The 22015-nt window shown below is 51.8% G+C and carries 20 protein-coding genes; all 20 read left to right on the top strand.

Features of this window, described 5'->3' with window-relative positions; translation table 11 throughout:
- The first annotated feature begins 53 nt into the window (after positions 1-53).
- The 20 genes from rpsB (at position 54) to hrcA (ending at position 22005) form a co-directional block, all read left to right on the top strand.
- On the top strand, positions 54-857 hold the full coding sequence (gene rpsB, locus RIN67_RS07455) for a 30S ribosomal protein S2 (protein WP_024746157.1): 804 nt from the start codon (positions 54-56) through the stop codon (positions 855-857).
- Between the two features lie 150 nt (positions 858-1007).
- Complete coding sequence (gene tsf, locus RIN67_RS07450) at positions 1008-1892, top strand: translation elongation factor Ts (RefSeq protein ID WP_024746158.1); 885 nt, start codon at positions 1008-1010, stop codon at positions 1890-1892.
- A 154-nt stretch (positions 1893-2046) separates the two neighbouring features.
- Positions 2047-2772: a UMP kinase gene (gene pyrH, locus RIN67_RS07445; protein WP_024746159.1), complete on the top strand. Its 726-nt coding sequence runs from the start codon at positions 2047-2049 to the stop codon at positions 2770-2772.
- 5 nt (positions 2773-2777) lie between these two features.
- Complete coding sequence (frr, locus tag RIN67_RS07440) at positions 2778-3335, top strand: ribosome recycling factor (protein WP_034544743.1); 558 nt, start codon at positions 2778-2780, stop codon at positions 3333-3335.
- 28 nt (positions 3336-3363) lie between these two features.
- Positions 3364-3786, top strand: a complete 423-nt coding sequence (locus RIN67_RS07435) for a hypothetical protein (protein ID WP_024746161.1) — start codon at positions 3364-3366, stop codon at positions 3784-3786.
- Positions 3787-3887: 101 nt separating this feature from the next.
- Positions 3888-4667 (top strand): isoprenyl transferase, encoded by a 780-nt coding sequence (locus RIN67_RS07430; RefSeq protein ID WP_264998915.1) that lies wholly within the window; start codon positions 3888-3890, stop codon positions 4665-4667.
- Positions 4668-4693: 26 nt separating this feature from the next.
- A complete protein-coding gene (locus tag RIN67_RS07425; protein ID WP_264998914.1) occupies positions 4694-5482 on the top strand; it encodes a phosphatidate cytidylyltransferase in 789 nt (262 codons plus the stop codon).
- 88 nt (positions 5483-5570) lie between these two features.
- A complete protein-coding gene (rseP, locus tag RIN67_RS07420; protein ID WP_264998913.1) occupies positions 5571-6848 on the top strand; it encodes an RIP metalloprotease RseP in 1278 nt (425 codons plus the stop codon).
- 31 nt (positions 6849-6879) lie between these two features.
- A complete protein-coding gene (locus RIN67_RS07415) occupies positions 6880-8592 on the top strand; it encodes a proline--tRNA ligase (RefSeq protein ID WP_264998912.1) in 1713 nt (570 codons plus the stop codon).
- A 74-nt stretch (positions 8593-8666) separates the two neighbouring features.
- Complete coding sequence (locus tag RIN67_RS07410) at positions 8667-13001, top strand: PolC-type DNA polymerase III (protein ID WP_313825945.1); 4335 nt, start codon at positions 8667-8669, stop codon at positions 12999-13001.
- A gap of 220 nt (positions 13002-13221) precedes the next feature.
- A complete protein-coding gene (locus RIN67_RS07405) occupies positions 13222-13494 on the top strand; it encodes a hypothetical protein (protein ID WP_024746167.1) in 273 nt (90 codons plus the stop codon).
- A 128-nt stretch (positions 13495-13622) separates the two neighbouring features.
- On the top strand, positions 13623-14096 hold the full coding sequence (gene rimP / locus RIN67_RS07400) for a ribosome maturation factor RimP (protein ID WP_024746168.1): 474 nt from the start codon (positions 13623-13625) through the stop codon (positions 14094-14096).
- A 21-nt stretch (positions 14097-14117) separates the two neighbouring features.
- Positions 14118-15368, top strand: a complete 1251-nt coding sequence (gene nusA / locus RIN67_RS07395; RefSeq protein ID WP_264998910.1) for a transcription termination factor NusA — start codon at positions 14118-14120, stop codon at positions 15366-15368.
- A 27-nt stretch (positions 15369-15395) separates the two neighbouring features.
- Positions 15396-15692, top strand: a complete 297-nt coding sequence (rnpM, locus tag RIN67_RS07390) for an RNase P modulator RnpM (RefSeq protein WP_024746170.1) — start codon at positions 15396-15398, stop codon at positions 15690-15692.
- Positions 15685-15990 (top strand): L7Ae/L30e/S12e/Gadd45 family ribosomal protein, encoded by a 306-nt coding sequence (locus RIN67_RS07385; protein ID WP_264998909.1) that lies wholly within the window; start codon positions 15685-15687, stop codon positions 15988-15990. Before rnpM ends, RIN67_RS07385 begins: the two co-directional genes overlap by 8 nt.
- Positions 15991-16036: 46 nt before the next feature.
- Positions 16037-18388 carry a translation initiation factor IF-2 gene (gene infB, locus RIN67_RS07380; protein WP_264998908.1) on the top strand — a complete coding sequence of 784 codons (2352 nt, stop codon included), beginning with the start codon at positions 16037-16039 and terminating at the stop codon, positions 18386-18388.
- 21 nt (positions 18389-18409) lie between these two features.
- The gene (gene rbfA, locus RIN67_RS07375) at positions 18410-18763 is read left to right on the top strand and encodes a 30S ribosome-binding factor RbfA (RefSeq protein ID WP_024746173.1); all 354 of its coding nucleotides are present in this window, start codon (positions 18410-18412) and stop codon (positions 18761-18763) included.
- Positions 18764-18835: 72 nt separating this feature from the next.
- Positions 18836-19747, top strand: coding sequence for a tRNA pseudouridine(55) synthase TruB (gene truB, locus RIN67_RS07370; protein ID WP_264998907.1), 912 nt, complete (start codon positions 18836-18838; stop codon positions 19745-19747).
- A 23-nt stretch (positions 19748-19770) separates the two neighbouring features.
- Entirely contained in the window at positions 19771-20724 is a 954-nt protein-coding gene (gene ribF, locus RIN67_RS07365; RefSeq protein WP_264998906.1) for a riboflavin biosynthesis protein RibF, read from the top strand.
- A 243-nt stretch (positions 20725-20967) separates the two neighbouring features.
- Entirely contained in the window at positions 20968-22005 is a 1038-nt protein-coding gene (hrcA, locus tag RIN67_RS07360) for a heat-inducible transcriptional repressor HrcA (protein ID WP_034544747.1), read from the top strand.
- The last annotated feature ends 10 nt before the right edge of the window (positions 22006-22015 follow it).

The raw sequence follows: 22015 nt of genomic DNA, 5'->3' as shown, positions 1-22015 counted from the left end.
GGGTCGTGTGAGCGTTGGGGAGGAAATCAAAAACTATTTGGAGGCATTTTACTATGGCTGTTATTTCCATGAAACAACTGCTTGAAGCCGGTGTCCACTTTGGTCACCAAACCCGTCGTTGGAACCCTAAGATGAAGCAATACATCTTTACGGAACGGAACGGTATCTACATCATCGACTTACAAAAGACGGTGAAGTTGATCGATGCTGCTTACAACTACATGAAGGACGAAGCATCTAAGGGTGCCGTTGTTCTGTTCGTTGGGACTAAGAAGCAAGCTCAAGACTCCATCGAAGAAGAAGCTACCCGTGCGGGTCAATTCTACGTTAACCACCGTTGGTTAGGTGGAACGTTGACCAACTGGGAAACGATCCAAACGCGGATCAAGCGGCTTAAAGATTTGAAGAAGATGGCCACTGATGGGACGTTCGACGTCTTACCTAAGAAGGAAGTTTCCTTGTTGAAGAAGTCTCAAGACAAGTTGGAACGGTTCTTAGGCGGGATCGAAGACATGCCTAAGTTACCTGACGTGATGTTCATTGTTGACCCACGTAAGGAACAAATCGCGGTTCACGAAGCACAAAAGCTGAACATTCCGATCGTTGCGATGGTTGATACCAACACTGACCCAGACGACATCGACGTTGTGATTCCTTCTAACGACGACGCTATCCGTGCCGTTCGTTTGATCACTTCCAAGATGGCTGATGCCATTGTTGAAGGCCGTCAGGGTGAAGACCAAGTTGACGAAAAGACTTTCGAAGGCAAGAAGGATGACGCTGCTAAGGATAACAAGGCAAAGTCTGACAACTCCATGGAAGACATCGTTAACGCTGTTGAAGGCGACAACAAGTAATTAAATGCGGAGTTCCCTGCGGGGGACCTTCCAAATATATGCTTTAAAGCACCTTAGGCTGGCTTAATTAGGACCGATCATGGCCTGAGATTGAGTCAGCCTTTTTTGGTGAATTGAATCCACTATTTTAAATTGAGGAGGCCATGACACATGGCAAGCAAGATTACGGCGGCACAAGTTAAGGAATTACGTGACAAGACGCAAGTCGGTATGATGGACGCAAAGAAGGCCCTGGTTGCTTCTGAAGGCGACATGGACAAGGCCATCGACTTCCTGCGTGAAAAGGGAATCGCTAAGGCTAAGAAGAAGAGCGGTAACGTTGCGGCAAACGGTTTAGCTAAGGTGGAAGTTGCGGGTAACACGGCAGCCATCATCGAAGTTAACTCCGAAACGGACTTCGTGGCCACTAACGACACGTTCAACGGTTTAGTTGACACGATTGCGGACACGATTGCTAAGCAAGAACCAGCTGACTTGGATGCTGCTTTGGCATTGAAGACGGCTGATGGAAGCACCATCAACGACGCCATTGTGAAGACCACGCAAGTGACTAGCGAAAACGTTCAATTACGGCGGTTTGCTGTGGTCAAGAAGACCGACAGCCAAGTCTTTGGTGCTTACTTACACCAAGGTGGCCAAATCGCTGCGTTGGTAACGTTGGACGGCGCTGACGAAGCAACGGCTAAGGACGTTGCGATGCACGTTGCGGCCATCAACCCAGAATTTGTTTCCCGTGAAGACATCCCAGCCGACCGGTTGGCTCACGAACGGGAAGTTCTGAAGCAAGAAGCTTTGAACGAAGGCAAGCCTGAAAAGATCGTTGAAAAGATGGTCGAAGGTCGTCTGCACAAGTTCTTATCCGAAATCAGCTTAGCTGACCAACCATTCGTTAAGGATGGCGACCAAACGGTTAGCCAATTTGTTGCCAGCAAGGGTGGCAAGTTAGTGAACTTCGTGCGTTACGAAGTTGGTGAAGGTATCGAAAAGCCAACGGTTGACCTGGCCAAGGAAGTTCAAGACCAAATCAACGGTTAAGATAAGCGTTAACCGAAAAGGCGTAGCTGCCAAGGCAGTCTACGCTTTTTTGATGAACATTTTTCTAACGAAATGGTGAATTCACAACACCTGACTATCACTAACCCTGGGAATATGATAAAATTGTTCTCAGAATATAATAGGAGGAAACAGCATGGCGGACGTAAAGTATCAACGGATTATGTTAAAGCTCAGTGGCGAAGCTTTGGCCGGAGACAAGGGGTTTGGCATTAATCCGCCAGTAATCAAGACGGTAGCGGAAGAAATTCGAGATGTTTACAATCTTGGAATTCAGATTGCCATCGTTGTCGGCGGTGGGAACATGTGGCGGGGAATCGCCGGTTCTCAGATGGGAATGGAACGGGCCCAAGCTGACTATATCGGCATGCTGGCCACCATTATGAATGCCTTGGCTCTGCAGGATAACCTGGAATCCATCGGGGTGCCAACGCGGGTCCAAACGTCGATTGAGATGCGGCAGATTGCCGAACCTTATATTCGGCGGAAGGCCATTCGGCACCTGGAGAAGAAGCGGGTCGTCATCTTCGCGGGTGGTACGGGGAGTCCGTACTTCTCAACGGATACGACGGCGGCTTTACGGGCTGCTGAAATCAACGCCGACGCTATTTTAATGGCGAAAAACGGGGTTGATGGCATTTATTCAGCTGATCCAAACAAGGACCCTTCGGCGGTCAAGTTTGATAAGCTGACGCAATTAGATATCATTAATAAGGGCTTGCACGTGATGGATACCACGGCTAGCTCGTTCTCCATGGACAACGATATTCCCGTAGTGGTGTTCAACCTGAACAAGAGCGGTAATATTCGCAAAGTTGTCGAGGGAGAAAACATTGGGACCACAGTTTATAGTAAGGGGTAATTAAGATGGCAGATCAGATTATTACAACCGCATCAAGTAAAATGAAAAAGGCCGAAGAAGCCTTGAAACGAGAATTGGGAACGATTCGGGCTGGCCGGGCCAACGCCAGCATCCTGAACCGGGTCATGGTGGAATACTATGGCACCCAGACGCCACTGAACCAAGTGGCATCCATCACGATTCCCGAACCCCGGGTACTGATGATCACGCCGTTCGACAAGTCGTCTTTAGATGACATTGAACGGGGAATCTTGGAATCCGATGTCGGCATCACGCCTTCTAACGATGGTTCGGCTATTCGGTTGGTTATTCCACAATTAACCGAGGAACGGCGTAAGGAAATCGCTAAGCAGGTTAAGGCCACTGCTGAAAGTGGTAAGGTTGCCGTGCGGAACGTTCGACGGGAAGCCATGGATAGCCTGAAGAAGGGCCACAAGGATGGCGATTACACGGATGACCAACTCCATAACTTAGAGGACCAAGTTCAAAAGGAAACGGATAAGGCCATCAAGGGTGTCGACGCCATTGCGGCAGATAAAGAAAAAGAAGTTATGACGGACTAGTTACCGACTAAAAGGAGAGTGCTGGATTATGGCAGAAGATAACCAACAAGAACCAGAAAACATCGAAATCACCCCCGGTTCCAAAGAATTTGGGAAGATGGTCTTTCGTTTGAACAACCCGGTCAACGCCGAGAATGTTTCGGTCTTGAACTACAACGGTGCTGAATTGGAGGAAATCCAAGACGGCGTCTACGCCCAACCAGCTTTTGTCAGTGATGATTTCAACTTGTTCTTCGTGGTCACCCAATTGATTGGGGATGACTGGATTGTGGCGTTCTCGAAGGCTACGATTGAGAACGGCAACGAAATCACCGACTTATCCGATCCGTTACCAACGGGTGAGGGCTTGAACCTGTTGGGGCAAGTCAGCGCCGATGACGCAAATAACCTGTTGAGCTATTTTGGCACGTTAACGGATGCGAAACGCGGTGAATGGCGGTTAATCGAATAATCGCACAAAGCTAAAGATTTCGCACAATTTTGGGGCTAGGATAGTATCCTAGCCCTTTTTTTGTTAAGATGAGAGGTTGTAAAGAGCAATGGAGGTGCGCTGTGTTCTCATTTTTAAATAAGGATCAACAAACCGGCGAGGTCGCCGAGCGACAGCTTGATGAAAGCAACATTCCCGCCCACGTTGCCATCATTATGGATGGTAACGGTCGGTGGGCGCAGCAGCGGCATTTACCGCGAATCGCTGGTCATAAGCAGGGGATGTATACTGTGAAGACGGTCGCCAAAGCGGCCAGTCAGCTGGGTGTGAAGGTGTTGACGCTCTACGCGTTCTCAACGGAAAATTGGAAACGGCCGATAGCAGAAGTCAATTACCTCATGAAATTACCGGTCGACTTCTTCAGCACGTTCGTTCCGGACCTGGTGAAGAATAATATCCGCGTCAAAGTGATGGGGTATACGGATAAGCTTCCTGCGGCCACGCAACAAGCGGTACAGGATGCGATTACGGCGACTCAGGATTGTACGGGGATGGTCTTAAACTTCGCCTTGAACTATGGTGGTCGGGCCGAAATCGTCACGGCGATGCAGCAGTTGGCCCAACGCGTTCAAGCGGGCGACTTAGCGCCGGAAGCCATTGACGAAGCCTTGATCAGTCAACACTTGATGACGGGTGACTTGGGGGACTTACAAGACCCTGACCTGTTGATTCGGACCAGTGGGGAAGAGCGACTGTCGAACTTTATGCTTTGGCAGGTCGCCTACAGCGAGTTCGTCTTTATGGCGGACCATTGGCCGGACTTTGATCAAACGACGTTAGAACGGGCCATCTACGCTTACCAGCAACGGCATCGGCGGTTTGGTGGTTTAACCAATAAGTAAATTCTTTATATTGAGGAGCTTGGAAGATGAAACAACGGGTTATTACGGCGATCGTGGCGTTGGTTATTTTTATCCCCATTATTATCGCCGGCGGAGTTTGGGTCGATATTGCGGCCTTTGCATTAGGGTTAGTGGCGTTATCGGAAGTCTTGATCATGCGGAAAAAATTGTTGATCAGTCCAGAAGCCATCATTTCGGGACTAGGGATCTTAGTGGTGATTGCGCCAACGACGTGGTTCAACCACTTACTCCACTATCTTACGTCGTGGTATTTGGTCTACTTGTTCGTCCTGTTACTCTTAGTGCGGACGGTCTTCTCCCGCAACCGGTTCTCCTTTGACGACGCCGGGGTGATTACGCTGAGCATGTTATACATCGGGATCGGGTTCCACTTCTTCGTGGCGGCCCGGGCCGTGAGCTTGGTCACCTTATTGTACGCGCTGTTCATTGTCTGGCTGACGGATTCTGGAGCTTACATGATTGGCCGGAAGCTGGGGCGGCATAAATTAGCACCGCACATTAGTCCTAATAAGACTTGGGAAGGGTCCATCGGGGGCACCCTGGTCGCGACGATTCTGGTTTCGATTTTCTGGTACTTCTTCCCGACCGGGGACTACAGTCTGATTACGATGGTGGGGTTGACGTTGATCTTCTCCATCGTGGGTCAATTGGGGGATTTGGTAGAATCCGCTTTGAAACGCTACTACGGCGTCAAGGACTCTGGGAAGATTCTTCCGGGTCACGGGGGAATCTTAGACCGGTTTGATAGTTTACTGTTAGTTTTACCCGTGATTCATCTCTTTGGTTTGATTTAGAGTGACACGTTCGCTTGCGTCCGCGCGGGGGCTAAGGTATGCTTAAAAGCAGCAATTAAGACTACGGACTGAAGAAGGGACGACATCTGTGATTACAACGATTATTACCTTTATCATTGTCTTTGGTATCTTGGTCATCGTGCATGAGTTTGGGCATTTTTACTTTGCCAAGCGTGGCGGGATCCTGGTACGGGAATTCTCCATCGGTATGGGACCTAAGCTGGTCTACCACCGGGGGAAGGACGGGACGACTTACACGTTACGGCTACTCCCCGTCGGTGGGTACGTCCGGATGGCGGGCGCCGAAGATGACGAAGAAGAGCTGAAGCCTGGGACGCCGGTGAGCTTGTATCTCGGGGCCAACGATACGGTGGAACGGATCAATACCAGTAAAAAATCGACGCTGTTTAACGGCATCCCGTTAGAAGTCACGGCCACGGATCTAGAAGATGACCTGTGGATTGAAGGGTACGAGAACGGTGACGAATCAGCCGTTAAACGCTACCCCGTGGCGCACGACGCGACGATTATTGAAAATGATGGGACGGAACTCCGAATCGCCCCACGCGACGTTCAGTTTCAAGCGGCTTCGCTGGGGCGCCGCCTGGTCACCAACTTTGCGGGACCGATGAACAACATCTTGTTGGCTATTGTGACGTTTATGTTGATGGCGGTAGCTCAAGGCGGTGTTGCCATGGGCACCAACCAAGTGCAGGTGTCCACGACCCCGGTTTCGGTCGCCAAGCAAGCGGGGATTCGGAATAACGATAAGATTTTAAGCGTCAACGGACAAAAGACTAAGGATTGGACGGCGCTGAGTCAGGCCATTCAACCCCGGGCCAACAAGGCCACCAAAGTGACCATTGACCGCAACGGGACGCTCAAGCACCTGACTTTAACGCCGAAGGGGGAGACCTCTAACGGGAAGACGGTCGGCATGATCGGTATCACGCAGGCCCAAGACAAGCGTGTGGGGACGATTCTGCTGTCCGGGTTCACACAGACTTGGACCATGACCAAAGCGCTGTTTGGTGCGTTATGGCACATGGTTTCGGGTCACTTTAGCTTAAACGATCTGGGGGGGCCGGTGGCTATTTTCGCCACGACTTCTGAGGCCGCCAAGTTTGGGTTGGTCGGGATTCTGAACTTCCTGGCCTTCCTGTCCTTGAACTTAGCAATTGTGAATTTACTGCCAATTCCAGCCTTGGATGGTGGTAAAATATTATTAAACCTAATCGAAGCCGTTCGCCGTAAACCACTTTCGGAAAACGTGGAAGCGGGGATTACCTTAGTTGGGGTGGCCTTCTTGGTCGTCTTGATGTTGTTGGTAACCTGGAACGATATCGAACGCTACTTTATTCGATGATTAGGACGTTACGAGAAGGGAATATTTGACTATGAAGCAATCAAAACTACTCATTCCAACCTTGAAAGAGGTGCCGAATGATGCTGAGGCTCTCAGCCATCAAATGATGCTGCGGGCTGGTTATATCCGTCAGGTGACGGCGGGGATGTACGCTTACCTCCCACTAGCCTTTCGGGTCTTGACCAACATCGAAACCATCATTCGCGAAGAAATGGACAAGATCGACGCCGTGGAAACGTTGATGCCGGCGGTCTTACCGGCCTCTTTGTGGCGGGATTCCGGCCGTTATGAGACTTACGGTCCTAACCTGTTCAAGTTCAAGAACCGGCATGACAGTGACTTTATCTTGGCACCGACGCACGAAGAAACTTACACCATGTTGATTCGCGATGCCGTGAAGTCCTACAAGCGGTTGCCTCTCGTGATGTACCAAATCCAAGCGAAGTACCGCGATGAAGACCGGCCACGGTATGGGTTGTTACGGGGTCGTGAGTTCATCATGAAGGATGCCTACTCCTTCTCCCTGGACGATGCTGATTTGGACCGGATTTATGGTCAGATGGAAGGGGCTTACGAGCGCATCTTCGATCGAATCGGGTTGAACTACCGGGCAATCGTCGGGGATGGCGGTGCCATGGGTGGCAAAGATTCCAAGGAATTCTCCGCCATCGCACCAGTGGGTGAAGACACCATCGTCTACTCGGATTCTTCCGACTACGCGGCAAACCTGGAAATGGCCAAGAGTCTCTTTATCAGCAAGAAGTCGCACGCAACGCCAGCTGACCTGGAGAAGATTGCCACCCCAGGCGTGAAGAGTATTGAGGACTTGGCGGCCTTCTTAAAGGTCCAACCAGCTGACCTAGTCAAGAGTATGCTCTACATGGCGGATAAGGACCAACCGGTCTTGGTTCTGGTTCGTGGCGACCACGAAGTCAACGAAACCAAGCTGAAGAATTACTTGAATGCGGACTTCTTGGACCCTGCAACGCCGGAAGATGCTGAAAAGTACCTGGGGGCTAGCTTTGGCTCCCTGGGTCCGGTTGGCGTCGGCGAAGACGTTAAGATCTTAGCGGACCAATACGTGGGTGACATGGTCAACGTGGCCGTGGGCGCCAATGAAGATGGCCACCATTACATTAACGCGAATATTGACCGGGACTTCCGGGTCGATGCTTACGTGGACTTACGGACGGTTCAGGCAGGGGATGTCTCCCCGGACGGCTCTGGCGTCTTGAAGTTTACTAAGGGCATCGAAATTGGCCACATTTTCAAGCTGGGGACGCGGTACTCGGACGCCTTGGGTGCAACGGTCTTAGATGAGAACGGGCGGCAACAACCCGTGGTCATGGGATGCTACGGTATCGGAGTGAGCCGGTTGCTGTCCGCAGTGGCGGAACAACAAGCGGATGAACACGGGCTGGTTTGGCCCCGGAACATCGCACCGTTCGACATTCACTTGATTCCGGTTAACCTGAAGAAGGCGGAACAAGCTGATTTGACGGCTGAACTGGAAAAGCAACTGACGGCTGCAGGATACCGGGTCTTGACCGATGACCGGAAGGAACGGCCAGGGGTCAAGTTTGCGGATTCCGATTTGATGGGGATTCCAGCTCGGATCACCGTCGGTAAAAAAGCCGGTGAAGGCATCGTCGAAATCAAGATTCGCAAGACCGGTGAGACGGTCGAAGCCATCAAAGACGAGGTTGCCAGCACCATTGAAATTTTGTTTAAAGATATTGACTAGCGTTTCGCGGGAGAAGGCCAGCTTGACTTGCTGGCCTTTTTTCGACGCGTAACGTCACGGAAAGGAGCTTCCTTGTGGACGAAGATCGGCACAGTTTATTTCAGAAACTCTTACAGCAGCTTGATTTGACCAGTATGGCGGATCAACCAGCCTTTCAGGGGGCCACGCTAAACAAGCTGACGGTTCATGACCAGTCACGCCGGTGGCAGTTTTATCTGCAATTTCCGCAGATTCTGCCCTTCACCTTGTTTGCGGACTTCCATCAGCACCTGCAAATCGCGTTTCACGAAATCGCGACGGTGGGGGCGACCGTGGTCGTCGCCGAACCGGAGCTGACCAACCGCTTGTTGGGTGACTATTGGCAATGGGTCGTCAAGAATAGTGGCCTGACGAATAATCTGGTCATGGAGCTGACCCAATCGCAGGTGCCCGAACTGGATGCAGACGGGCGGGTCCTCCTGTACGCGCAGAACGAAGTAGTCAAAGACTTCCTGCAGAATCAGGCATTGGGGCCGCTGGAGGCGACCTACCGGCAGGCGGGCTTCCCTAAGTTCAACATTCAGGTCATGGTCGACGAGTCCAAGTCGCAGGCGAAGATCAATGAGTTTAAGGCTCGTCAAGAAAAGACGGATGCGCAACTGGCAAAGCAAGCGGCCGCGGCGATTGCTAAGGCGAACCAGAAGCGGCAATCGGATGAGCCAATCGCCGCGAGTGGACCAACGCAGATTGGGAAGACCATCAAGGGGGACCAACCCGTTATGCGAATGGTCGACATTACCCAAGAAGAACGGTCGGTCATCGTTGAAGGTTACGTTTTCGATAAGGAAATTCGGAAGTTACGGTCCGGTCGGCAATTACTGACCCTGAAGATCACCGACTACACGTCTTCCATCGTGGTCAAGAAGTTCTCTCGCGGCGCTGAAGATGAAGCCCAATTTGCCGGTGTTGCCGAGGGGAGCTGGGTCAAGGTACGGGGGAGCGTCCAAGAAGACAGCTTCATGCGTGACCTGGCATTGAACGCCTACGACATCAACGAAGTTAAGCACGCTTCCCGCCAGGATACGGCACCAGCTGATCAGAAACGGGTCGAGTTACACTTACACACCACCATGAGTCAGATGGATGCGACCAATCCCATTGGAGACTTTGTGGGGCAAGCCAAGAAGTGGGGAATGCCGGCGATTGGTATTACCGATCACGCCGACGTTCAGGGCTTCCCAGCGGCGTTTAACGCGGCGTCTAAGGCGGGCGTTAAGATGCTCTACGGGGTCGAAGCCAACTTGGTGGATGATGGGGTACCCATTGGGTATGACAGCGCTCACGTGCCCCTAGATGGCGCAACTTACGTGGTCTTTGACGTGGAAACCACGGGACTGTCGGCGATTTATGATAAAGTGATCGAATTATCGGCGGTCAAGATGCAGCACAAGAACGTGATCGACCAATTCGAAGAGTTCATTGATCCGGGCTTCCCGCTGTCGGAACAGACCACGAATCTGACCAGTATCACGGATGATATGGTAGCGGGATCGAAGACCGAAGAAGAGGTCTTTAAGCTGTTCCGTGACTTCTGTGGTGATGCCATTATCGTTGGGCACAACGTCACGTTTGACGTGGGCTTCATGAACACGGGGTACCAGCGTCACGGGATGCCGGAAATCAGTAATCCCATTATCGATACCTTAACGTTGGCGCGTTGGCTCTACCCGACGTTGAAGAGTTACCGGCTGAACACGTTAGCGAAACGGTTCCATGTGAGCTTGGAGCACCATCACCGGGCCGTCTATGATGCGGAATCAACCGGTCATCTGAACTACCTGTTCTTGAAGGACGCGGAGGAGCGCTACCATGTTCAGTTCCATGATCAATTGAACGATCATATGACGGACAACGATGCCTATAAGCATGCCCGACCGAACCACGCGATTATTTATGCGCAGACTCAGGCGGGGTTGAAGAACCTCTTCAAGTTAGTGTCGGCGTCGAACGTAGACTACTTTTACCGGGTTCCGCGGGTGCCCCGGAGTGTCTTAGACCATTACCGGGAGGGCCTGTTAGTCGGCTCGGCATGTGCTTCGGGTGAAGTCTTTACCGCGATGATGCAAAAGGGGCAGGTCGAAGCGGCGGCTAAGGCGAAGTACTATGACTACTTGGAAGTGCAACCGCCTCAAGCCTACCAACCCCTGTTGGAATCGAAATTGATTGCGGATAAAGAGCACCTACACGAAATCTTAAAGAACATGATTCAGCTGGGGCATGACTTGAATAAGCCCGTGGTGGCGACTGGAGACGTACATTATCTAAATCCGGTCGATGCTATTTACCGCAAGATCCTGATTCATTCGCAAGGTGGGGCGAACCCACTGAACCGGCAGGAGTTGCCACCAGTGCCGTTCTTGAGTACCGACGAAATGTTGAAGCAGTTTGACTTTTTGGATGACCAGACGGCTCACGAAATCGTGGTTACCAATACCCAAAAGATTGCTGACCAGATCGACGATATCCACCCGCTGAAGGATAAGCTGTACACGCCACGGATGGAAGGGGCCGAAGACGAAATTCGGGAACGGACCATGAACACGGCGCATGCCTGGTACGGAGATCCGTTACCGGAATTGGTTCAGCACCGAGTCGACCGGGAACTGAAGTCCATTATTGGAAACGGGTTCTCCGTGATCTACTTGATCGCCCAACGGCTGGTAGCCAAGTCGAACAAGGACGGGTATTTAGTTGGGTCCCGGGGGTCCGTCGGGTCCAGTGTGGTCGCGACGCTCACGGGAATCACCGAAGTGAACCCACTCCCACCGCACTATCGTTGCCCGAACTGCCAGTACTCGCACTTCTACACCAAAGGGGAGTACAGTTCGGGATACGATTTACCGGAAAAGAAGTGCCCTAAGTGTGGGACCTTGATGATCGGCGACGGGCATAACATCCCCTTCGAAACCTTCTTAGGATTCAAGGGAAACAAGGTCCCCGATATCGATCTGAACTTCTCCGGGGACTACCAACCGATTGCCCATAACTACACCAAGGTCTTGTTCGGTGAGAAGAACGTGTACCGGGCCGGAACCATCGGCACGGTGGCCGACAAGACGGCGTACGGGTACGTGAAAGCCTACGAACGGGATACCGAGCAGACCTTCCGGGGAGCCGAAGTAGACCGGCTAGCCAAGGGCGCGACCGGGGTCAAGCGGACCACCGGGCAACACCCCGCGGGGATCATCGTTGTGCCGGACTACATGGACATCTACGACTTTACGCCGATCCAGTACCCGGCGGATGACCAGAACGCGGCTTGGCAAACCACCCACTTTGATTTCCATTCGATTCATGACAATATCTTGAAGATCGATATTCTGGGACATGATGACCCGACCATGATTCGGATGCTGCAAGACCTGTCCGGGGTCGACCCAACGACCATTCCGATGGATGACCCGGGTGTCATGGGGCTGTTCTCCGGGACAGATTCGTTAGGTGTGACGCCGGAACAGATTCAATCGAAGACGGGGACGCTGGGCGTTCCTGAATTTGGGACACGGTTCGTGCGGGGAATGCTGGAACAGACTCACCCGCAGAACTACTCACAGCTCCTACAAATTTCCGGGTTGTCCCACGGGACCGACGTGTGGTTAGGCAACGCCGATGAACTGATCAAGAACGGTACGGCGACGATTGCCAACGTTATTGGTTGTCGGGATAACATCATGACCGACTTGATCAACTACGGGCTGGATTCAGAAACGTCCTTCCAGATCATGGAACAGGTGCGTCACGGCCGAGGAATCAAGGACGAGTGGCAAGAGAAGATGCGTGAGACCGACGTTCCCGAGTGGTATATCGATTCGTGTCTGAAGATTAAGTACATGTTCCCCCGGGCCCACGCGGCGGCTTACGTCTTGATGGCGTTGCGGGTCGCCTACTTTAAGGTCTATTTCCCCATCATCTACTACGCGGCGTACTTCTCCGTGCGGGCCGATGACTTTGACGTGGTCGCCATGTCGCAAGGTAAGACGGCGGTCAAAGCGGCGATGAAAGCCATCAACGACCAGGGGATGGACGCGTCTGCTAAGGACAAGAACCTGCTGACGGTCTTGGAGTTAGCGAATGAAATGCTAGAACGCGGTTACGAGTTTAAGATGATTGATCTGGAGAAGTCGGATGCTGCGGATTGGATCATTGAGGGCAAGACCTTGATTGCGCCATTCCGAGCAGCGCCTGGATTGGGGTTGAACGTGGCGAAGCAAATCGTGGCCGCCCGTAACGACCGGCCCTTCATTTCCAAGGAAGATCTGGCCAAGCGAGGAAGGGTCTCGAAGACGTTGATCGACTTCATGACCGAAAACGGTGTGTTGACCGGCTTACCGGACGAAAACCAACTAAGTTTGTTTGATGATATGATGTAAAAATTAATGACGTTACCGGGAGTTCATTGGTAGCGTTAGGGCCTCAGCTGGGTGTGTTTGCCAGCTGAGGCTTTTTTGATAGGTTCGGGTTGGGTTAATCCCTTAATTAGCCGGATTTAAAGTATAGGAAACGCTTACAAAGGGGGCAATTGATGGTATACTGGAGTTGAGGAATTCCAAGCTTAGTACGATTCGACAATCACGAAAGTAGGTGATCACCATGTTACGGCAATTCACTAAATTACCCGATGGTTGGATCTTTTTCACGGGCTACTGCCTGATTGCGTTGGGGTATGTTTTGTGTGGGCTGTTGACTAGCGTTGCGGCCACACCGTTTTTGGCTTTAGTTGTGGCATATTTTACAATTGCGTTTATCCTGACGATTTTTAAGGTGATTGGGTTACGGCGGATGGAATTGAGTCAATTAAACTTCTTGGTATTTGAATTTGTGACGATTTCAGGGTTCTTAATTCTCTTGGCAACCTGTGAGTAACCGCCTCAAGAGTTGCAATCGCGGGGTATCTGTAGTAAAGTTAAGAATGTAGTTAAACTCGTTTTTTAAATGAGTGAGCAGTTATTGCTCACTCTTTTTAATGGAAAAATATAGGAGGCGGATAGTCGTTGAGTACAGTCGTCGAGACCGTAACGGATTTAGTTCAACCAATCATGGCCCAGCACCAGTTCGACCTGGTCGATGTGGAATTCGTTAAAGAGGGTAAGAGCTGGTACCTTCGGGTTTATATTGATAAGCCGGGTGGCATCAACATTGAAGAATGTGCTACTGTGAGTGATGAGTTGTCGGAAAAGCTCGACGCTCTCGATCCAGATCCCATTCCACAAGCGTACTTCTTAGAAGTTTCTTCACCGGGCGCCGAACGGCCGTTGAAGAAGCCAGAAGACTTTGAAAAGGCCGTGGGTGAATACATCCACGTGTCGTTGTACCAGAAGATTGGCGCCAGCAAGGTCTATGAAGGCACCTTGTTGCAGCTGACCGATGAATCGCTGGACTTGAAGGTGAACCTGAAAGGGCGCATCAAGACCTTAACGATTCCACGTGCGGGGATTGCCCAGGCACGGTTAGCCATCAAGTTCTAAATTTAAGGAGCGAAAGACAGTATGAGTAAAGAATTACTGGGTGCCTTAGACGTCCTCGAGACGGAAAAGGGCATCAAAAAAGAAGTGGTCATCGAAGCCTTAGAAGCGGCGTTGGTTTCAGCTTACAAGCGCAATTACGACCAAGCGCAAAACGTTGAGGTCAACTTCGATGCGCGGAAGGGCGATATTCACGTCTTTGCCGTGAAGAAGGTCGTGGATCAAGTTTACGATTCTCGTCTGGAAGTCGGCTTGGATGAAGCCCTGGCCATCAACAAGGGATACGAATTAGGGGACGACATCAAGTTTGAAGTTACCCCTAAGAACTTCGGTCGGATCGCTGCCCAAACGGCCAAGCAGGTGATCATGCAACGGGTTCGAGAAGCTGAACGGAACATTATCTATGATCAATACAGCCAATACGAAAATGAAATCGTCACGGGAGAAGTGGAACGCCAAGACACCCGGTTCGTTTACGTGAACTTAGGGAAGGTCGAAGCCGTCATGGGTCGTCAAGACCAGATGCCTAACGAGACTTACCGGATCCATGATAAGATCAAAGTTTACGTGACGCGGGTCGAAAACGCGACTAAGGGACCACAAGTCTTTGTTAGTCGGACGGCGGCTGACTTGTTGAAGCGGTTGTTTGAACAAGAAGTTCCAGAAATTTACGATGGAACCGTGGAAATCATGGCGATTGCGCGGGAAGCCGGCGACCGGGCCAAGGTTGCGGTTCGTTCGAATAATCCGGATATCGATCCTGTGGGGACCAGTGTGGGACCACGGGGCCAACGGGTCCAAACGATCGTGAATGAACTGGGTGGCGAAAACATGGATATCGTGGAATGGACGGACGACGAAGCGAAGTTTATCGCCAACGCCCTGAACCCGGCGGAAGTATTAGACGTCATCTTTGACCCGAATAATGAACGGGCGTGCGAAGTTGTGGTTCCGGATTACCAGCTATCCTTAGCGATTGGTAAGCGGGGTCAAAACGCACGATTAGCCGCAAAGTTGACCGGTTATAAGATTGATATTAAATCAGAATCTGAAGCTTCTGCTATAATGGAAGCAGATCAGGCCGAAACTGAGGACGCGTCTGAAGCAGATGCCACGGACGAAACGGCCGCGGCTGAAGCAACGGCATCCGAGTCAACAACCGAAACACCTGCAGACGCTGCAGACGAAACGACCGATGATGCAACACCGGTTGATGACGCCCCAGCGTCCGATGGAACGGAAGATGACGAACACGACGCCCCATCAGCCGAATAAGCTGCTGGTAAAGGAGGGTTTCACGTCATGAAACAACGTAAGGTCCCGATGCGTAAAGACATCGTTACGGGAGAAATGGCACCGAAGAAACAATTAGTCCGGATCGTCCGGAACCAAGACCAGGAAGTGAGTGTTGATCCGACGGGTAAAAAGTCCGGGCGGGGCGCTTATATTTCGTTAGACGTTGCGGTAGCTCAACGCGCCAAGAAAGAACGGACCTTTGATCACGTTTTTGGAGTCAAGCTCGACGAACAGTTTTACGACGACTTGATTGCTTACGTGGATCATCAACAGGCTCGGCGAGAATTATTCGACCATGACTAATTCGCAACGTGCCTTACAACTTTTAGGATTGATTCGGCGGGCAGGCAAACTGGTCACCGGTGAATCCTTTGTCCTGGCAGCGGTGCGTGACGGCTCAGCTAAGTTAGTTTTAATGGCTAACGATACCGGGGCTAGCAGTCAAAAGCAGTTCCGTGATAAAACGGCCAGTTACCAGGTGCCACTAGATGAAACATTTACGAAAGACCAACTGAGCACGGCCATTGGGTCGGCGCGCACGGTCATTGCCATCACCAATCCGGGATTCGTCCGGAAACTCCAACAATTACTTGCTGACTAGACCCTGACGTTCTCGTGATCGATGTGATTTTAAGGAGAGTGAAGATATGGGGAAAAAGCGACTTTACGAACTTGCTAAAGAAATCAACGTCTCCAGTAAACAATTAATCGCGAAAGCTGAGGAAAAGGGCTTTCCGGTGAAAAATCATATGTCAACGCTCGGCGAGAACGAAGAACGTCAACTGCGGGCAGCTTTTAAGAAGCCCGCAGCGGGACAGTCAGCTAAAAAGCCGGTCGCATCCGCAACGCAGCGACCGACTAACCACTCGTCCCAACACGGTCAGGCGACGAATAAGGCGACCGCTAAGTCGTCGCAGTCGACCAACCATTCTTCTTCGACTAATGCTACGCACCAGTCGAAGAATTCCCAGCAACACACGCAACATAATAAAAATAATGGCCAGACCGGAACGCAACATGGGACGCGTAATTCCGGCACCGGCAGATTTGGTGGAAGCTTGAATAATAATACAAACAATAATAATGGTCGTCGTGGCGGGAATAGCCGCGGTGGGCGGAATAACCGCAATAACCGGAATAACCGACGACGCAATAATAATAACAACCGTTACAAGAAGAACCAACGGATCAAAGATGTGAACCAACACAAGGGCGCTCCTGAACGGAAGAACAAGGCGTTACCAGAAGTCTTGCAATATACGGACGGAATGAACGCTCAAGACTTGGCAAAGCTCTTACACCGTTCTTCAGCCGAAATCGTGAAGAAGCTCTTCATGCTGGGGGTTATGGTCAACCAAAACCAATCCCTGGATAAGGATACGATTGAAATCCTGGCTTCCGATTATGGGATTCAGGCTCAAGAAAAGGTTCAAGTCGATGTTTCGGATATCGACAAGGCCTTTGATGAAGAAATGGCTAACCAGAAGCACCAGGTCACCCGGGCACCTGTGGTCACGATCATGGGACACGTTGACCATGGGAAGACCACGCTGTTGGACCACTTGCGGCACTCCCACATTACGGCAGGTGAAGCCGGGGGGATCACGCAAGCCATCGGGGCTTACCAAGTGCACTACAATGATAAGCTGATCACCTTCTTGGATACGCCAGGACACGCGGCCTTCACCGAAATGCGGGCCCGTGGTGCGGAAATTACCGACATTACCATCTTGGTCGTGGCGGCAGATGATGGTGTGATGCCTCAAACGATTGAAGCTATTCACCATGCGAAGGCTGCGGGGACGCCAATTATCGTGGCGGTTAACAAGATCGATAAGCCAGGCGCTAACCCGAACCACGTAATGGAACAGTTAACGGAATATGAATTGATTCCTGAAGACTGGGGTGGCGACACCATCTTCGTGAACATCTCAGCGAAGTTCGGGAAGAACATTGATGAACTGCTGGACATGATCCTGCTCCAAGCGGAAGTCATGGAATTAAAGGCTAACCCAGATCAAAATGGGGCCGGTTCTGTGATCGAAGCACGGTTGGACCAAGGGAAAGGGTCCGTGGCGACCTTACTGGTTCAGACGGGGACCTTACACGTCGGCGACCCAATCGTCGTGGGGAACACCTTCGGTCGGGTACGGACCATGACCAACGAACGCGGTTCTGCTATCAAGTCAGCGGTACCGTCAACGCCTGTGGAAATCACAGGGTTGAACGATGTGCCGGAAGCCGGGGACCGGTTCGTGGTCTTTGACGACGAAAAGACGGCCCGGGCGGCTGGTGAAGAACGGGCCAAGGAAGCCTTGGTCAAGGAACGCCAGAATACCAGTCACGTGACGTTGGACAACCTGTTCGATTCCCTTAAGGAAGGCGAAATGAAGGAAGTTGACGTCATCATCAAGGCGGACGTTCAAGGGTCCGTTGAAGCCTTAGCGGGGAGCCTGAAGAAGATTGACGTTGCCGGTGTGCGGGTCAACATCATTCACTCGGCCGTCGGTGCCATTAACGAAAGTGATGTCACGTTGGCGGAAGCCTCCGATGCCATCATTATCGGGTTCAACGTTCGCCCAACGCCGCAAGCACGGTCTCAAGCGGATAGCGATAAGGTCGACATTCGTCTCCACAACGTCATCTACAACGCCATCGATGAAATCGAAGCGGCGATGAAGGGGATGCTGGAGCCAACCTACGAAGAACAAGTTATCGGTCAAGTGGAAGTACGGCAGATTTACCATGCTTCTAAGGTCGGTACGATCGTCGGTGGGATGGTTACAGATGGTAAAGTCACCTCTGACGCTGATATTCGGTTGATTCGGGATGGCGTGGTCATCTACGAAGGTAAGCTGGGTAGCTTGAAGCGCTTCAAGGACGACGTGAAGGAAGTTAAGCAAGGATACGAACTGGGATTGACGATTGAAAACTACAATGACATCAAGGTTGACGATGTGATTGAAGCGTACGTCATGAAGGAAGTTCCTGTTAAGTAAAGAACGGAGGCACAACGTAAAATGGCACAATATCGAGTTGGTCGCTTAGAACAAGAGATCCAGCGTGAGGTCACGGATATCCTGTTAAAACGGGTACGGGATCCTCGCGTCGAGGGTGTTACCGTTACGGGTGTGGAAGTTACTGGTGACTTACAAGAAGCCACGATTTACTACAGTATCTTGTCGGACAAGGCGTCATCAGCTGAGAAGACGGCTGAGGGCTTAAAGAAGGCCACCGGGCTGATTCGTTCTGAATTAGGTTCGCGGTTGAGCATCTATAAGACTCCAGAGCTGTTCTTTGAACGTGATAAGTCTGTCCAATACGGTAGCCGGATTGATGAACTGTTAAATGATCTTCATCACCAAGACAAGTAGTCTGGTCGATGAGCGGTTGAGGACGCTGACCCGTTGGGGGACAGCGTCCTTTTGATTAATGGAGGAATGCATATGAACGGAATTATTCCCCTGTATAAGCCCCGCGGGATGACCAGCTTCGACTGTATTGCGAAGCTGCGGCACATTCTGCATACCAAGAAGGTGGGCCATAGCGGGACCTTGGACCCTAGTGTCGATGGGGTCTTACCGATTTGTATCGGAACGGCCACTAAGGTGGTGCCCTATCTGATGGCGTCCGGAAAGGTTTACCAGGGCCAGGTGACCTTGGGATTCGCGACGACTACGGAAGACCTAGATGGTGACGAGGTAAGCCGCCAAACCCTGAGTCAACCCTTCACGGCTGCGGCGATTCAAGCGGCTGCAGCCACGTTGACGGGGGAGATTCAACAGACGCCCCCCATGTATTCGGCTGTGAAGGTTCACGGGCGGCGACTGTATGAATACGCTCGAGCGGGCGAGACCGTGGAACGGCCGACCCGGACGGTGACGGTCGATGCGTTTGACCTTGACGGCGCGGGGACCTTTGATGCCGCAGCGGGGACCCAGACCATCGACTTTAAGATTGCGTGTTCTAAGGGCACCTATGTCCGGACGCTGGCTGTCGATCTAGGCCGTCAGTTGGGAGTTCCCGCCGTTATGGCGTCTTTGACGCGTTTAAAGAGCGGCGGGTTCACGTTAGACCAAGCGGTGACCTTAGAAGCGGTCAGTGCGGCGATGGCAACCGACACCCTAGACCAAGTCTTGCGGCCCATCGATTACGCGCTGGACGGATACCCGCAAGTCGAGCTTTCGGAGCGACTGTGGGGGCTGGTGAGAAACGGCGTCTTCTTGACTCCTGAGGAGTTGCCGGGACAGACGGCTCCGGTATTGGCCTTCCGCTATGCAGGTGAGATCAAGTGTCTCTATCAATGGACGGCGGCCAAGCACGCGTATAAGCCACTGAAAATGTTTGCTGTTAATTAACAGGTAAGGAGAAGCTATTAACGATGGAAGTTATTCGAATACACCACCCGCTGGATGCACGACAGTTGCCTGAGGACCCGGTCGTTTTGGCCATGGGCTTCTTTGATGGCGTCCACCGCGGGCATCAGGCTGTGATCAACCGGGCCAAGGCATTGGCGCGGGTTCAGGGCGTCAAACTGGCTGTGCTGACGTATGATCATCATCCTGCCTTGGTTTACCGGCCCCTGACGGTCGATGACCAGAAGTACCTGAGTACGCCGGAGCGAAAGTTACGGCAATTGGAACGCTTAGGCGTTGATCGGGTCTTCTTGGTTAACTACACGGGCGAATTTGCGGCCCAGACGCCGCAAGAGTTTGTGGACCACTACCTGGTAGCCTTTCATACGACGACGGCTGTCGCGGGATTTGACCACACTTATGGGCCCAAAGATATTGCGACCATGGCGCGGTTGCCTGAATACGCCCAAGGGCGGTTTCAGGTCGAAACCGTTCCTGAGGAGACGGCAACGCAGGATAAGATCAGTTCGACGCGTATTCGCCAGGCCATGAAAGCGGGCCAAATCGATACGGTCAACGACCTGTTGGGGTACACTTACCGGACCACGGGCGTGGTGGTCCACGGGGAAGCTCGGGGCCGTACGATTGGGTTCCCGACAGCCAACGTCTTGACGCCCACGAATGAGTGGCAACCGGGGATTGGGATTTACACGGCCCGGTTGAAAGTCGGTGCAATCTGGTACCCGGGGATGGTCTCAGTGGGCCGTAACGTGACGTTCGGGGATGACCGGCCGATCACTGTCGAGATGAATCTCCTGGATTTCCACGGTAACCTATACGGCGAACCCGTTGAAGTGGAATGGCATCACCGGTTGCGCGGCGAGGTCAAGTTCACCGGTGCGGATGCACTAGTGGAACAATTGAAAAAAGATGAGGTGGCGACCCGGGCGTACTTTACCGCGTTAGCTGCTCATGAATAAGTAACCAATAGGACGCGAACGGTGAGTTCGCGTCCTATTTGGGTTTGGGGGTTCGTTTGGAAACTTCATTGGCACTGGTGGTGAGAAGTGGTAAACTGGGCCTCTTGGTAAAAAAATTAGCACTTAACCAAAGAGATTGCTAAAATTCTTGCCAGATTTCTTGACTTAAAAACGGTGTTTTGCTACATTATATATGTGTCTTAGCACTTAATAACTTTGAGTGCTAAAAAAGGGGTGATTGTGATGCTGTCAGAAAGACAGATGATGATTCTGCGAGCCGTTGTCCGTGATTTCACTAACAGTGGTGTTCCAGTGGGATCCAAGGCACTAGCTAAGCAGTTACCCATCCACGTTAGCTCAGCGACCATTCGTAACGAGATGGCGGCGCTCGAGGAACAGGGATTGATTCGCAAGACGCATTCGTCGTCTGGGCGGATTCCGTCGGTGGAAGGTTACCGGTATTACGTCGACCATTTGGTCAAGCCGGACCCGTTGCGGCCCAATGACCTGAACATGATTCAGTCCGCGTTGGGCGGTGACTTTCACAAGATTGATGAGATTATTTCGCAGTCTGCGACGATTCTCTCGAACTTGACCAGTTACACCGCGTTTACGCTGAAGCCGGAGCTTAAGGATAGTCGGTTAAGCGGCTTTCGGTTAGTTCCCCTAGGTCGCCGGCAAGTCATGGCGATTCTGGTAACGGATAGTGGCGACGTGGAGAACCAAACGTTTGATGTCAACGAGACGGTCACGGGAGAACAACTCGAGGCGGTCGTGCGGTTGATCAATGACCAACTGGTTGGCTTAACGTTACCCGAGGTTCTCAAGAAGCTCCAAACCGATATTCCGGTCAAAATTGCGAGTTACTTACAGAGTCCAGAAGGCTTTTTGGACATCTTCGGGAACGTGTTGACTAAGGCCGCGCAAGAGCGGTTCTACGTCGGTGGGCGACTCAACCTGCTGAACTTCGCGGAAGATGGTGACGTGGATTCCCTGAAGTCGCTATATTCGTTGATCGATAAGACCGACGATATTGCGGATGTTTTGGGGCAACCGCGAGATAACATCTCCGTTCAAATTGGTAACGAAATGACCAATGATGCGTTACGGCATTATAGCTTAATCACGGCGACTTATGACGTCGATCAACACGGTCAAGGGATGATTGCCATCTTGGGACCGACGCGGATGCCTTATTCGCGGATGATCGGCATCGTGGGGGCGTTTCGTGAAGAGTTGGCCAAAAAACTACTCGATTATTATCGTTACTATGACGAGTAATAGAAAGGAA

Origin of the sequence: Levilactobacillus namurensis (genome assembly GCF_032197885.1) — a bacterium.
Classification (GTDB): domain Bacteria; phylum Bacillota; class Bacilli; order Lactobacillales; family Lactobacillaceae; genus Levilactobacillus; species Levilactobacillus namurensis_A.
Note: the sequence above shows the minus strand (reverse complement) of the source record. Positions and strands in the feature narration are given on the sequence as shown.